The sequence below is a fragment of the Mucilaginibacter puniceus genome (genome assembly GCF_054783175.1).
Map to the genome: position 1 here is coordinate 1,204,566 of NZ_BAAGRB010000001.1, position 14,619 is coordinate 1,219,184.

16 protein-coding genes are annotated in these 14,619 nt (G+C 40.0%); 12 read left to right on the plus strand and 4 right to left on the minus strand.

What is annotated here, in order from left to right; translation table 11 throughout:
* Positions 1–130: 130 nt before the first annotated feature.
* The 8 genes from ACYVJ6_RS05785 (at position 131) to ACYVJ6_RS05820 (ending at position 8,424) form a co-directional block, all read left to right on the plus strand.
* Positions 131–1,684 (plus strand): TolB family protein, encoded by a 1,554-nt coding sequence (locus tag ACYVJ6_RS05785; protein WP_460693079.1) that lies wholly within the window; start codon positions 131–133, stop codon positions 1,682–1,684.
* A 93-nt stretch (positions 1,685–1,777) separates the two neighbouring features.
* Positions 1,778–2,929 (plus strand): Gfo/Idh/MocA family protein, encoded by a 1,152-nt coding sequence (locus ACYVJ6_RS05790; RefSeq protein WP_460693080.1) that lies wholly within the window; start codon positions 1,778–1,780, stop codon positions 2,927–2,929.
* A gap of 6 nt (positions 2,930–2,935) precedes the next feature.
* Complete coding sequence (locus ACYVJ6_RS05795; protein WP_460693081.1) at positions 2,936–3,988, plus strand: sugar phosphate isomerase/epimerase family protein; 1,053 nt, start codon at positions 2,936–2,938, stop codon at positions 3,986–3,988.
* A gap of 144 nt (positions 3,989–4,132) precedes the next feature.
* Positions 4,133–5,335, plus strand: coding sequence for an MFS transporter (locus ACYVJ6_RS05800; RefSeq protein WP_460693082.1), 1,203 nt, complete (start codon positions 4,133–4,135; stop codon positions 5,333–5,335).
* A gap of 83 nt (positions 5,336–5,418) precedes the next feature.
* Positions 5,419–6,303, plus strand: coding sequence for a hydroxypyruvate isomerase family protein (locus ACYVJ6_RS05805; RefSeq protein WP_460693083.1), 885 nt, complete (start codon positions 5,419–5,421; stop codon positions 6,301–6,303).
* A 3-nt stretch (positions 6,304–6,306) separates the two neighbouring features.
* Positions 6,307–7,056: an ABC transporter ATP-binding protein gene (locus ACYVJ6_RS05810; protein WP_460693084.1), complete on the plus strand. Its 750-nt coding sequence runs from the start codon at positions 6,307–6,309 to the stop codon at positions 7,054–7,056.
* Positions 7,057–7,333: 277 nt separating this feature from the next.
* Positions 7,334–7,630: a hypothetical protein gene (locus tag ACYVJ6_RS05815; protein WP_460693085.1), complete on the plus strand. Its 297-nt coding sequence runs from the start codon at positions 7,334–7,336 to the stop codon at positions 7,628–7,630.
* A gap of 185 nt (positions 7,631–7,815) precedes the next feature.
* The gene (locus ACYVJ6_RS05820; protein WP_460693086.1) at positions 7,816–8,424 is read left to right on the plus strand and encodes a hypothetical protein; all 609 of its coding nucleotides are present in this window, start codon (positions 7,816–7,818) and stop codon (positions 8,422–8,424) included.
* A gap of 60 nt (positions 8,425–8,484) precedes the next feature.
* Here ACYVJ6_RS05820 and ACYVJ6_RS05825 read toward each other — a convergent pair whose 3' ends face one another.
* Together ACYVJ6_RS05825 and ACYVJ6_RS05830 are read right to left on the minus strand one after the other, a co-directional pair.
* The gene (locus tag ACYVJ6_RS05825) at positions 8,485–9,435 is read right to left on the minus strand and encodes an aldo/keto reductase (protein ID WP_460693087.1); all 951 of its coding nucleotides are present in this window, start codon (positions 9,433–9,435) and stop codon (positions 8,485–8,487) included.
* 17 nt (positions 9,436–9,452) lie between these two features.
* Positions 9,453–9,680, minus strand: coding sequence for a hypothetical protein (locus ACYVJ6_RS05830; protein WP_460693088.1), 228 nt, complete (start codon positions 9,678–9,680; stop codon positions 9,453–9,455).
* A 107-nt stretch (positions 9,681–9,787) separates the two neighbouring features.
* Between ACYVJ6_RS05830 and ACYVJ6_RS05835 the strand changes: the two genes are divergently transcribed.
* Entirely contained in the window at positions 9,788–10,024 is a 237-nt protein-coding gene (locus tag ACYVJ6_RS05835; protein ID WP_460693089.1) for a DUF3820 family protein, read from the plus strand.
* Positions 10,025–10,094: 70 nt separating this feature from the next.
* Positions 10,095–10,751: a peptide-methionine (S)-S-oxide reductase MsrA gene (msrA, locus tag ACYVJ6_RS05840; RefSeq protein ID WP_460693090.1), complete on the plus strand. Its 657-nt coding sequence runs from the start codon at positions 10,095–10,097 to the stop codon at positions 10,749–10,751.
* 106 nt (positions 10,752–10,857) lie between these two features.
* On the opposite strand, the gene corA is transcribed toward msrA, so the two are convergent.
* The gene (gene corA / locus ACYVJ6_RS05845; protein ID WP_460693091.1) at positions 10,858–11,985 is read right to left on the minus strand and encodes a magnesium/cobalt transporter CorA; all 1,128 of its coding nucleotides are present in this window, start codon (positions 11,983–11,985) and stop codon (positions 10,858–10,860) included.
* Positions 11,985–12,596, minus strand: coding sequence for a WbqC family protein (locus ACYVJ6_RS05850; RefSeq protein WP_460693092.1), 612 nt, complete (start codon positions 12,594–12,596; stop codon positions 11,985–11,987). The genes corA and ACYVJ6_RS05850 overlap by 1 nt, the downstream gene beginning before the upstream one ends.
* Before the next feature lie 35 nt (positions 12,597–12,631).
* On the opposite strand from ACYVJ6_RS05850, the gene ACYVJ6_RS05855 reads away from it, so the two are divergent.
* A complete protein-coding gene (locus ACYVJ6_RS05855) occupies positions 12,632–13,513 on the plus strand; it encodes a lysophospholipid acyltransferase family protein (protein WP_460693093.1) in 882 nt (293 codons plus the stop codon).
* Positions 13,513–14,541 (plus strand): glycosyltransferase family 2 protein, encoded by a 1,029-nt coding sequence (locus ACYVJ6_RS05860; protein WP_460693094.1) that lies wholly within the window; start codon positions 13,513–13,515, stop codon positions 14,539–14,541. Before ACYVJ6_RS05855 ends, ACYVJ6_RS05860 begins: the two co-directional genes overlap by 1 nt.
* The last annotated feature ends 78 nt before the right edge of the window (positions 14,542–14,619 follow it).

The following is a 14,619-nucleotide window of genomic DNA, read 5'->3' on the forward strand; positions in this document are numbered from 1 at the left end:
GCTATAAAAAAGGGAAGCATATCGTACATGCTTCCCTTTTTTAGTTTAACCAACTTAAAAATTTGCCTGTTTACAGATAGAATTTTTACCTTAGACAACCAATTATCTAAAAATCATCAAAACCAACTCAATGAGAAAGAGATCATTTTATTTACTTGCGCTTATATTAGCAGTAATTTCCATTAATTACAGCGTAAGCGCACAATCTATCGGCATCTTTGAGGGTCAGGGAGATGTTGGTAATGTTAAACCCAAAGGAAATGCTACCTACAATGCAACAACACAGCAATACACTTTAACATCATCCGGAGCTAATATTTGGGGCACTACAGATGCGTTTCACTACTTATGGCGCAAAATTAAAGGCGATTTTATTTTACGGGCCAATGTGCGCTTTATTGCACATCCTGGTGCGGCTGATAACCGTAAGCTGGGATTAATGATACGTTCAGGTCTGGATGCCGGAGCAAAATATGTGGATGTAGCCAGGCATGGCAATAATAAATCAGCCATACAGTATAGGCTAAAAGATAATGACAGTACCAGGCAAATTGAATCAAAAGTATTAGGTGCTGATGTTATACAGTTAGAAAGAAGGGGAAACGTTTATACCATGTCGGTTGCTAAGCAAGGCGATCCCTTTACGAATGATATTTTTACTACTGACGAAATTGGCGACGACGTTTATGTAGGTATATTTTTATGTGCTCACAATGATAAAGCTGTTGAAAAAGCAATTTTTAGTAATGTAAGGATAGTTGTGCCGGCAAAGCCCGATTTTAAACCCTACACTGATTACATAGGCAGCAATATTGAGATATTAGATCTGGCTAACAAAAATAGCCGAGTAATTTACCAGTATAACAAATCTATACAGGCGCCAAATTGGACCCGGGATGGTAAAAAGCTATTATATAATCAAGACGACTTGTTATATACTTACGACTTGGCGACCAATAAACCGACGCTTTTAAATACAGGTGATGTTAAACGTAATAATAATGATCACGTGATATCATTTGATGGTAAAATGTTGGCCATTAGTAGCTTTGGTGTACGTGGCGGTCCTGATAACGGGCGATCAATAGGTTATGTTGTACCTATTACCGGTGGTATTCCAAAACGCATAACTACGGTTGCACCATCCTATATCCATAGCTGGTCGCCGGATGGTAAATCTATTGTTTTCATGAGCACTCGCGATGGTAACTCAGATATCTATCGGGTATCCCCTGACGGTGGTTTAGAAACCAGGCTAACAACCGATCCAGCTTATGATGATGGCTGTGAATTTACCCCCGACGGTAAGTATATTTATTTCAATTCGGTACGGTCGGGCCATATGCAGATATGGCGCATGAAGCCTGATGGCAGCGAGCAAACTCAAATTACACATAGCGATTTTAACGATTGGTTTCCGCACGTATCGCCTGATGGCAAGTTTATCGTATATATATCTTTCCTGCAAACAGAGGTGAAACCTGATGACCACCCCTTTTACAAGCATGTATATTTACAACGTATGCCTATAAATGGTGGTAAACCAGAGGTGATAGCTTATTTATATGGTGGGCAGGGAACTATCAATACGCCATCTTTTTCGCCCGATAGCAAAAAAATAGCTTTTGTGAGTAATACGGATTTGTTATTCCCAATATTTCCTATTGAGTATCAAAAAAAGTAATATTGCTACGTCGAATTAAAATATAAAAAATCACCTTGAAACGCTTTGGTAAAGGTGTTATTTGTTTACCATAAATTGAAAAATAATACAAAAATGAAATTACGTTTAGGAATGATTGGCGGGGGTGAAGGAGCCTTTATTGGTGCTGTACACCGTATTGCCGCCCGTATTGATGACGAGTACGAATTGGTTTGCGGTGCATTTAGCAGCAATGCCGAAAAATCAAAAAGAAGCGGTGTTGCGTTGGGTATAGATGCTAATCGCGCTTATAGCTCATACCAGGAGTTAATTGAAAAAGAAAAGCAATTGCCCGAAGATCAGCGTGTACAGGTAATTAGCATTGTTACTCCTAACCATGTTCACTTTGATCCTACTAAGATGGCTTTGGAAAACGGGTTTCATGTTATTTTAGATAAACCTATGACCTTCTCGTTAGCAGAAGCTAAAGAATTGGAAAAAGTGGTTAAAAACACTGATAAGTTATTTTGCTTAACACATACTTATACAGGCTATCCAATGGTTAAAGAGGCTAAGCAATTAATTAAAAGCGGTAAAGTAGGTGCTATCCGTAAAGTTTATGTAGAGTATCCGCAGGGATGGCTAAGTAAATTTGAAGAAGGCGGCGACAATAAACAAGCCGAATGGCGCACCAATCCTGCAAAAAGCGGTATATCCGGCTGCATGGGCGATATTGGTACCCACGCTTTTAATTTATGCGAGTATGTAACCGGCTTGCAGGTTACTAAACTATGTGCCGATTTGAATATTGTAGTTGAGGGCCGTAAGTTAGACGATGACGGTGCAGTTTTATTAAAATTCAATAATGGCGCAACGGGTGTATTAACTGCATCACAAATAGCTGCAGGTGAAGAAAATAATGTTAAAATACGTGTATACGGCGAAAACGCCGGCTTAGAGTGGCAGCAATCAGACGCTAATACTTTAAAAGTTACCTGGTTGGGCAAACCTGCCGAGATATGGCGTACAGGCGGTGGTTATGTTAGCTCATTTGCTACCCACAATACACGCACACCTGCCGGCCACCCTGAAGGTTATTTAGAAGCATTTGCCAACTTATACCGCAATTTTGCTTTAAGCATTAAAGCAGGTATTGAAGGTAAACAAGCCAGTCCTGAAGCATTGGATTTCCCGGGCATTGAGGATGGCGTAAGAGGTATGGCATTTGTTGAAAATGTAGTGGCTTCAGATAAATCGAATGAAAAGTGGACTAATTTTAATATATAAATTGATATGACAACTATTAAAGGACCTGCAATATTTTTAGCGCAGTTTTTAGGGGATAAACCACCTTTTGATACTTTAGAAGATATATGTAAATGGGCAAAAAGCCTCGGTTTTGAAGGTGTGCAAATACCTACTTGGGCAACCAGTTATTTCGATCTTCAAAAGGCAGCTGAAAGTAAAACTTATGCTGATGAAATTAAGGGACTGGTTAATAGCTATGGCTTACAAATAACCGAACTTTCAACCCATTTACAAGGACAATTAGTAGCCGTTAACCCGGTTTATGACAAGTTATTTGATGGGTTTGCCCCGGCACAATACCATAATAACCCAAAAGCAAGGCAAGAGTGGGCAGTACAGCAAATGAAATACGCGGCCAAAGCCTCACAAAATTTAGGTTTAAATGCGCATGTTACTTTTAGCGGTGCATTATTATGGCCAATGGTTTACCCATGGCCGCAGCGCCCTGCCGGATTGGTTGAAACCGGATTTACCGAATTAGCCAAACGCTGGGAGCCAATATTAAACGCTTTTGACGAAAGTGGCGTTGATGTTTGCTACGAGATACATCCTGGCGAAGACCTGCATGACGGTATTAGCTATGAAATGTTTTTAGATAAAGTGAAAAATCATAAACGTGCTTGTTTGCTGTATGATCCGTCGCACTTTGTATTGCAGTGTTTAGATTATCTGGACTTTATCGACATCTATCATGAGCGTATTAAAATGTTCCATGTTAAGGATGCTGAGTTTAACCCAACAGGCCGCCAGGGAGTTTATGGCGGTTATCAGGGTTGGGTTGATCGTGCCGGACGTTTCCGTTCATTAGGTGACGGACAGGTTGATTTTAGGTCGATATTCAGCAAAATGGCGCAGTATGACTTTAAAGGATGGGCAGTGATGGAATGGGAATGTGCCCTTAAACATCCGGAAGATGGTGCAAGAGAAGGCGCTACCTTTATTAAAGATCATATCATCCGCGTTACCGAAAAAACTTTTGATGATTTTGCCGGCACAGGTGCCGATGAACAATTGAACCGAAGTGTGCTAGGTATATAAAAATAAGATCCCCTCCACCTGAGGGGATTTTTTTGTGGGATACTTTTAAAATGTTGAAAATATTTATTAGCCAATTATATATTAAAAATTATATATTAAAAATTATATATTTAAAAACCAATTATAAACTTAAAACCTATTTTCATGCAATCAATTAATCGTTCACAATTATTTATCGCCAGCTGTTTGGCGTTATTAGTAACCGGGCTTTCGTTCGGTATCAGGGCAGGTATCCTCGATAAACTTGGAGTTGATTTCGCCCTTGACAAAACTCAACTGTCATCAATAACTGCTGCTGCTTTTTGGGGTTTCCCTTTGGCCATAGTTATTGGAGGGTTGGTAGTTGATCTTATTGGTATGAAAAGGTTACTGGTATTGGCTTTCCTTTTCCATTTGATAGGTATTGTACTTACCGTTTTTGCAAACGGTTACTGGACACTGTTTCTATCAACATTATTAGTAGGTATAGCCAACGGTACGGTAGAAGCTGCATGTAATCCGCTGGTTGCAGGTTTGTATACCGATAACAAAACAACTAAATTGAATCACTTCCACCTATGGTTCCCAAGCGGAATTTTTATAGGTACATTGGTAGTGTTTTTATTTGTAAAACTTAATTTAAGCTGGCAGGTTCAGGTTGGTACTATGTTAATACCAACTGTAATATACGGATTCCTGTTCTCTAAATTGGATTTCCCGGTTACCGAGCGTGTAGCAGCAGGAGTTAGTTATAGTGGTATGTTAAAAGCTGTACTTGCCCCACTTTTCTTGTTTATGTTCATCTGTATGTTCGGCACAGCCATTACCGAATTATTTACCGGACAATGGATAAATGTATTATTGAAAAACGTATCAGACAATGCTATATTATTATTAACGCTTGAGACTGGAGTAATGATACTGGGTCGCGCGTTTGCCAAACCTGTACTTAAAATGATCACACCACAGGCGTTGTTAGTATTATCTGCGGCGTTGGCAGCATTGGGTATATTTATGTTTACTGTAACAACAGGTCCTATGTTATATCTTGCCGCCATAATATTTGGTATGGGTGTATGTTTCTTTTGGCCAACAATGCTGGGTTTTGTAAATACGTATTTGCCAGAAACAGGCGCATTAGGTTTAAACCTGATGGGTGGTGCAGGTATGTTTGCCGTATCTATCTTTACTTTGTTTATGGGTGATTATTATGACAAGATAGTTGCAGAAGCGGGTAATGAACTTACTGCAGGTAAGCTGGTTTTACAGGCTACACTGGTTATTCCTATTGTATTGGTAGTTGCGTTTATTGGCTTAACCATTTACATGCGTGGCCGTGGCAAATCAGCTGCTGCTGTACAAGTATAATAGCTAAATATTTCATTAATAAAAAAAGCAACATAGTCTCTATGTTGCTTTTTTGCTATATTCACTTACCAATTTTATAAATCATGGCAGCAAAACAAAACCGCAGATCAGCTATAAAAAATATTATTGCAGGCAGTGCCTCGGTAATGTCGGCAGGGGTACTATCTTCATTTACACCATCAGCAACCACTAAAATGAGTTCAAAATTAAAGGGAAATATCAATCACTCTGTTTGTGCATGGTGCTATAAAATTCCACTCGAAGAGCTGTGTGTTGCTGCAAAAGCCATAGGCATTACAGCTATCGACCTGGTAGGTCCCGATGGTTGGCCAACATTAAAAAAACATGGCTTGCATTCTTCTATGTGTAACGGTGCCGAGATAAACCTTACTGATGGCTTTAATGATAAAAAAAATCACGCCAAGTTATTTGAAAATTATTCAAAAATGATACCGATGGTTGCGGCCGAAGGTTATAAAAATTTGATTTGTTTTAGCGGCAGCAGGCGCGGCATGGATGATGAAACAGGGTGGAACAACTGTGTGGAAGGCTTAAAGCCGTTGGTAGCCCTCGCCGAAAAAAATAATGTTATAATAGCCATGGAACTGTTGAACAGCAGATTTGACCATAAAGATTACCAGTGCGACCGCACTTCATGGGGAGTTGAATTGGTAAAACGTATTAATTCGCCAAACTTTAGGTTGCTGTATGATATTTACCATATGCAAATTGATGAGGGGGATGTGATACGAACTATTCAAAAAAATCACCAGTATTTTTCGCATTACCACACCGGCGGTGTGCCGGGACGTGCAGAGATTGATGAAACCCAGGAACTATATTATCCTGCTATAATGCGCGCTATTAAGGCTACTGGCTACACAGGTTACGTTGGCCAGGAGTTTGTACCTAAACGTGATGATAAAATAGCATCATTAAAGCAAGGTGTAGAAATTTGCGATATTTAATGGATGATTGAATTAGCAGACGTACATCAGGTTTACAATAAAGGAAGGGCCAACCAGGTTGATGCGGTTAATGGTGTCGACCTGCAAATTGCGGATGGCGAGTTTGTGGTTATTGTGGGTTCAAACGGGTCAGGTAAATCAACCTTATTGAACTTAATTGCGGGCAGCGTGTTGCCAACATCAGGTACGGTTAGTATTGACGGACAGGATGTAACCAAATTGGCCGATTATGAACGCAGCCAATGGATAGCACGCGTTTTTCAAAATCCGCTAAGTGGAACGGCATCTGAGTTAAGTATATTGGATAATTTCCGTTTAGCAGCTTTACGTACCCAAACCAAAGGATTAACCATTGGCGTTACCGATATATTTAAGCAAAAAGTCAGCGATAGGGTTGCTACACTGGGTATGGGGCTTGAAGATAAACTGGATCAGCCAATGGGCACGCTTTCAGGCGGCCAGAGGCAAGCTTTAACTTTGTTGATGAGTGTTATGGATAGTTGTAAAATTTTGTTGTTAGACGAGCCCACAGCGGCCTTAGATCCACGATCGGCTGAGATAGTGATGCGTACGGCAGATAAACTGACTAATGATTTTAAACTGACCACAATTTTGATCACCCATAATTTAAAAGATGCTTTTGGCTATGGCAACCGCATTATACAAATGGCGGAGGGTGTTATAACAAAGGACATTAGTTCGACAGAAAAATCTCAATTGAAGCAAAACGATCTGTTTGATTGGTTTGCATAGATGTTGCGGTGGGTTGCACCTACGGAGCAAAGCCGTCTTTTTTGTTTTTTCTACAAAGGGGTAGCTCCTAAGGAGCAATAAATGCATTAGTTTATAATGTTTGTAGAGTTAATTTTTAGTAATAAATAATTATGGAGCTTATATGCTCCGTAGGAGCTACCTATTTGTAGCATAATCCCAACCCCCAATTTTAGCTCCGTAGGTGCTACCCATTAACACACATCGTAATTATCCAAGCCGTTTCTTTTGGCACGCTGATTGTATTTAACTAAGCGCTATGAAGAACAACGATTTTCAACACATAACCGACGCGTACCAACTGGTGAGTGGTGCCCGCATAAAAGGTAAAAATCAAGAAGAAATATTTGAATTAGGTGACTATGATGCCAGCAAACGCGGTTATACCGTATATCCATATGAAGAAGGCTTAAAGTTTACCGATTTTAGCGTAGTGATATCTGAAAATGAATTAAGGAATAACTACCTGATAGAAGACCTGAAAACCGTATCCTTACGCAAGGAAACCATCAGCCCCGAAGTGATGCTGGCCACCAGGTATTTAAAAAGTGCTTAATTACTCAGTATAATTGTCATGCCGTAATTGTTTAGGCACACATAAGAAGTGAGATGCTGGAAAAAGTTCAGCATGCCATCCCAACAACATCATTTTGTAATGTTTGTGTTGCACTGTATTTATGTGGCTTTACAGGTTAAACTATTGCCTCACCACCATAGTCATACCTATAAAATTATAACAAAATGAGAAAGCTAATTTTATTATCAGCAATAGCAGCAGGTAGTTTACTAAGTACAACCGCCAATGCACAAATAGGAGTAAGTATAGGTGTCAATTTTGGTGGTCCTGCCGTAGTTCGCGTACCCATCGCTACACCACCCATCGCTTACGATGCCTATTATAACGATTACTATTACCTACCCGATGTAGGCGCATATTACAGCGTAGGCGAACGGGCTTATTACTATAATAATGGTGGCCGTTGGGTGTCAGCCGCATATTTGCCCGGCTACCGTAATTACGACTGGCGTACCGCGCGCAGATATGAAGTGCACGCTAACCGCCCGTACCTAAACCATAATTACTATAGTTCAAGATACGATGCAAGGCGTAATGACTATAATAATAACCGCAACGATTACCGGGGCAATGACCGTTTTGATGATCGTAACGATAACCGGGGCAGAGGACAACAAGGTTTTGATAGAGGTAACGGCTCTCAACGCTCACAAGGTAACTTCAGCCAACCACAACAAGGCAGGGGTGATGATCGTGGAAAAGGAAATAACAACAGTAAACGTTTTGCAGAAAACAATCAGCAAGGCAGGTCAGGCCGCTTTGGACGAGGATAAAATAATCTTTCCTGGATTATATATTGCAAAAGGGCCCCAAATTTTGGGGCTCATTTGCTTTTAATAATTGCTGGCTTTATTTAGAATATTAATTGCTTCATCATCTAAATTAATATCAAGCGCCTTTATAATCTCATCCAATTGTGTAATACTTGTTGTACTGGCAATAGGGGCAGTGATGCCCGGCCTTGCCAATAACCACGCTAAAGCAACACAGGCAGGTGTAGCGTTGTATTGTGTTGCCACCTCATCTAAGGTATTCAAAATTTTAAAACCACGATGGTTTAAATATTTTTTAACACCACTGCCGCGGGCGCTTTTTGAAAGGTCAGCTTCCGACCGGTATTTACCGGTTAAAAATCCGCTTGCTAAAGCATAATAGTTTATTACACCAATATTGTTTTCCAGGCAAACTGGTTCAAGCCCGGTTTCGTAATGCTCGCGCTCATATAAATTATATTCAGGTTGCAGGCATTCGTATCGTGCCAGTCCGTTCCCCTTGCTTATCTGCAAAGCTTCTTTCAGTCTATTGCTGCTATAATTTGATGCACCAATGGCGCGTACCTTTCCCTGTTTGATTAAATCAGTAAAGGTTTCTAACGTTTCAAGCAAAGGCGTATCTCTATCATCTTCATGCGACTGATAGAGGTCTATATAATCAGTTTGTAAACGCTTTAGCGAAGCGTCTACCGCTTTAGTAATATAAGCACGGGACAAACCTTTCTTATCCTCACCCATAGGCTTGCCTACTTTGGTAGCCAGGATAATTTTATCGCGTTTACCGCTTTTTTTGATCCAATTTCCAATTATAGTTTCAGATTCGCCACCTTTATTGCCGGGAGCCCATTTGGAGTAAACATCAGCTGTGTCAATAAAATCTAATCCACGGTCAACAAATGCATCCAGTATATTAAATGAGGTTGGCTCATCAATGGTCCAGCCAAATACATTACCGCCAAAAGCAAAAGGCACTACTTTTATACCTGATCTTCCTATTTCGCGTTTTTCCATTACATCAAATATACAATTTATGTGATCTGCTCGGCTAATTCATCCGTCCAGCCAGTAAGATAAGGCTCCGTTCCTGCTATACGATGCCATTGCCCTTTTTCATCCTGTACTATAATTAAATGCAAAGTGTCGTCGTATGAAATAAATTGATAAGCCGCAGGGAAGCCACTTACATCCAATTTGTCTACAATGCCATCAATACGGCTGTCTGTACCGCAAAGCGCGGCCCTAAATTGTTGTTCCATAAATTCCAGAAATATATAGGGGAATAGTAATAACACTAACCAGGGTACAGGGTTTTAAGAAATTTAAAATTACTATCAACCATTAACTATCCCTACATTTATGGCAGATGGAGCCGGTTAAACCAGATTCGAAAATATTGATTGATATTGTTACTACCCGGATGCCTTATGGTAAATATAAAGGTGTTTTAATAAGTGATCTCCCGTCGCATTACCTGGAATGGTATGCCGGCAAAGGTTTTCCACCCGGTAAAATGGGTATGATGCTATCAACTGTTTTTGAAATAAAAACCAACGGACTAAATAAAATATTGCAATTAGTTAAATCGGCTCATGGCAAGTAATCATAATTACTTTTTAATGACCATCCGTTAAACCGGACGCTTCGTATATTTGATTAAACAATTATAAATTATGAAAAAATTAATTTTATATATAGCCTGTGCACTTCTATTTTTTAGCTGCGCTAACGGACAATCCAAAGATGATGATGCCTTTGCAACTGTACCTGCGCCTAAAGCCGGGCAACAGCTGGCTACTTTTGGCGGTGGGTGCTTTTGGGCCTCGGCCGAAGCCATGTCCGAATTAAAAGGCGTGGATAAGGTAATTGCAGGTTATGCTGGGGGCACCACTAAAAACCCTACTTACGAGGAAGTTTGTACCGAAACCACCGGGCATGCCGAGGTAGTACAGGTTTATTACGATCCTAAAGTTATCAGTTACGAGAACCTGGCTAAAGCATTCTTTTACGCACATGACCCTACACAATTAAACAGGCAGGGTCCTGATGAAGGTACCAGTTATCGTTCAATAGCTTTTTACCGCACACCTCAAGAAAAAGCTACGCTTAATAATTTGATCAAAGAGATAAATGCATCTAAACACTACAATGGTAAAATTGTAACCCAGGTAGTACCGTTTAAAGCTTTTTATGCTGCCGAAAATTATCACCAGGGGTATTACAAACTTCATATGGATAGAGGGTATATACGGTCCGTATCTGTACCCAAAGTCGAAAAAATGCGTAAAGCGGTAAAAGAGTTATTGAAGCCCGAGTTTCAAAAGATGTAATAACTTTTGTCATTTCGAACGTAGAGAGAAATCCATACACGTGCAAATCGCAGCATATGTATGGATTTCTCGTTTCACTCGAAATGACATTTGGATGAGTTCAGACTTACAACTTACTAAACCAACCTTTCCTCCAAAAAATAATTATCTGCACTATGGCTATTAAAAACATAATAGCCAAAACGTAGTAATAACCATGTATGGAGTAAAGTTCGGGCATGTTTTCGGGCATAATTTTATTGGTCACCGGGTCAACTTTGGCAAAGTTCATTCCGTAAATACCGGCCACAAACGTAAGCGGTATAAAAACAGCCGATATAATAGTTAACACCTTCATGATCTCATTCATACGGTTACTTACCATTGATAGGTAAATATCCATAATGCTCGAGCTTATCTCCTTATAATTTTCTACCATATCCATTATCTGCACCACGTGGTCATAGGCATCGCGCAGGTAAACTTTTACGCCGGGATTGATCAATGGGTTATCGCTGCGCAACATCTCATTAAACTTGTCTCGTTCTGGCCAGCTTGCGCGGCGCAGTATGATCATGGTGCGTTTTAACTGCTGTGTTTCGTACATTACGGTTTTATCGGCCGATTGGTATAACCTGTCCTCTACCTCATCTAAACTTTCGCCAATTTGTGCCAATAGTTCAAAGTAACGGTCCAATATAGTATCGGTAAGCGCATAAAACATATAGCTTGGGCCAAGTGTGCGCATGGCTCCTTTGCCGGCTGTTAGGCGGGTTTTAACTGCTTCAAAATACTCTTCATGAGTTTCTTCAAAGGTGATCAGGAGGTTGTCTTTTATCAGCGCCGAAAATTGGTCATTAACCAATTCACTGTCTTTGCCATAATGTATCAGGCGGCTTACCCCGAATAAATAACCATCATATTCATCAAACTTGGGCCGTTGGTGTACGTTGGCAATATCTTCCAACACCAGGGGGTTTATATTTAAATGTTGGCCAATATCTTCTAACAGGCTTACATCGCCTAGACCTTTTATCTGTATCCAATGGTCATGATCGTTGCATTTTTTAAGCTGATCAAGTATAACCTTTATACTTTTACCCTTATCAGTAACCAGTTCCTGTTCATTATACGAATAAATGTTAATACGTGGCTTAACAGCGTCGGGAGCAATTTTTATCAGGCCAGGCTGATCGCCAACTTTACCTCTCCTTTTGGGATGCTTGTATTTTACTCGTTTAATGCGTTTGTCCATTACAAATAATTAATGGTTTGCGGTCCCTGGTTAAACAGCAGGTCAACAATGCTTAAATTTTTCATAAAACCTTTCCGTTCTTCAAAAACCTGGAAGTAAGGCTTTTGTTCCAAATAAGATTCTTTTTTTGCCGACATACTGTTGCGCAGATCTTCTAATTGAGGATATTCCTTTTCATAGGTTTCGGTATAGCTAATATTCAGCGGAAGTTTTATCAGCTTCAGTAGCAATTGTAAAAGCTCCTCATTATAATCAAACAGGTAAGTGTATTGGTTTTGATAAAACTTTATAAAATCATCTTCATAATACTCAAAGTAAGCCGACCGGCGGTAACAGGTTTCCAGGCTCATCCAATGCTGGCGCTGCCATCTAAAGTCGTAGCTTATCTTCACATCCTTGGTAATGGTATGCACCTTTGACCCTTTAACAACCGGTACTACCAACGCTAACATACCATCAGGCGAATAAATATTGGCCCGGTTACGATAGGTTTGCTTAGGGAAAAACTCGTGCTTTTCTATCAGTATATTGGGTTTATAAGCCTTTAGTTTGGTAAAGTACTCAACGGGAGGCAGATAAAACATAGGGAACACAGCGCCGTTTTCAATCATTTATTTATGTTTGCAATTAAAATTCATCGAAAATAATGATAAAAAAAGGGCTTTTCAGATCAGGCATATTCTTTTTATACCTCATCTCATTATTACCCTTTTGGATTTTATATTTAAAAGCTGATTTATTGTTTATTATACTGTATTATGTTGTAGGCTATCGCCGCAACGTTGTGCAGGAAAATTTACGTAATTCTTTCCCTGAGAAAACAGAGAAGGAGCGTAAAGATATTGAGCGGAAATACTATGTTTACCTGGCCGACCTGATAATGGAAACCATAAAGTCCATTAGTATATCGGAAAAGGAAATTAAACGCCGGGTAGTACCAACCAATCCTGACCTGGTTAAAAACTATTTTGCACAAGGCAAAAGTGTTATGGCTGTTGGGGGGCATCATGGTAACTGGGAGTGGGCGGCATTAAACTTTTGTTTTTATAATGAAGAGAAATTCATGATCATATACAAACCCTTGTCAAACCCTTTGTTTGATGAGTTTTTTTATAAAACACGCTCGCGCTTTGGGGGGATACCTGTACCTATGAAACAAACCATGCGTAAAATGGTACAATATAAAAATGAATTAACGGTTAGTGTTTTTTTGGGCGACCAAACACCGGTTAGGGAAGAGGCTAATTATTTTACTAATTTTTTAAACCAGCCTACGCCGATATTTTTAGGGATTGAAAAACTAGCCAAATCTCTGGATCATGTAGTGGTGTTTTATGAAATGAAACGAGTGAAGAGGGGATTTTATAACTACACGATAATACCTTTAATTGAAAATGCCAAAGACACAGCCCAGTACGAAATTACTGAGGCACACGTAAAGCAATTGGAGAAGACAATAAGGAAAGAACCTGAATATTGGCTATGGTCGCACCGCCGATGGAAATTTAAGCCGGAGGACATACATTAATGGAGCATACACCTAAAGTTGCGGTAGTTATTTTAAACTGGAACGGCCTTGATCATTTGCAGCAGTTTTTGCCTTCGGTGATGACCAGCGAGTGGGGTAACCTGGATATTGTGGTAGGCGATAATGGCTCTACGGATGATTCGGTTGAATTTATAAAGCAAAATTATCCTTCTATAACAATCATTTTAAATAATGAGAATTATGGTTTTACCGGTGGTTATAACAGGGTATTAAGCCGGGTGGATGCAGATTATTATATTCTGCTTAACTCGGATGTTGAAGTGCATCCCGGGTGGATAAAGCCGGTGATTGATTTAATGGAAAGCGACCCATTAATTGCGGTTGCCGCACCTAAAATAAAATCGTACCTGCAAAAAGATCATTTTGAACACGCCGGGGCGGCAGGTGGTTTTATTGATATGTTTGGCTACCCCTTTTGCCGTGGCCGTATTTTTTACGAGATAGAAGAGGACAGGGGCCAGTACGAACAATCAGATGAAGTGTTCTGGGCATCGGGCGCGGCCATGTTTATTAAAAAGAAATGCTGGGACGAAGCCGGTGGTTTTGACGACCGTTTTTTTGCCCACATGGAAGAAATAGATCTTTGCTGGCGATTAAAAAATAAAGGCTACAAGGTGATGTACTGTGCACAATCAGAAGTTTATCACTTAGGCGGCGGCACGCTAAATACCGAGAATCCTTTTAAAACCTATTTAAACTTTAGAAACAACCTGTTGCTGCTGCAAAAGAATTTACCTTTTTGGCGGGCATTTTTAGTAATAACAGCGCGATATTTTATGGACCTGCTGGCGCTATTCAGATTTTTAAGTGAGGGTAAGCGTAAAGATGCCTGGGCCGTAAGCCTGGCCCATCAAAACTTTTTGCGCCATATATTTAAAACCGGCCACCGCGATATTGACCCTAAACATAACCTGAATGGCATGTACAAAGGCTCGTTGGTGTTAGATTTCTTCCTCCGCAAAAAGCACAAATTTAGCCAGTTGCATAGGGTTAAATTTTATAAGTAAAGCCCCCTCTAAAAGGCATAGCCTTCATGAATACCTTAAAAAAATAAAACACCTCATGAATAATCTCCCCCGGTAGGG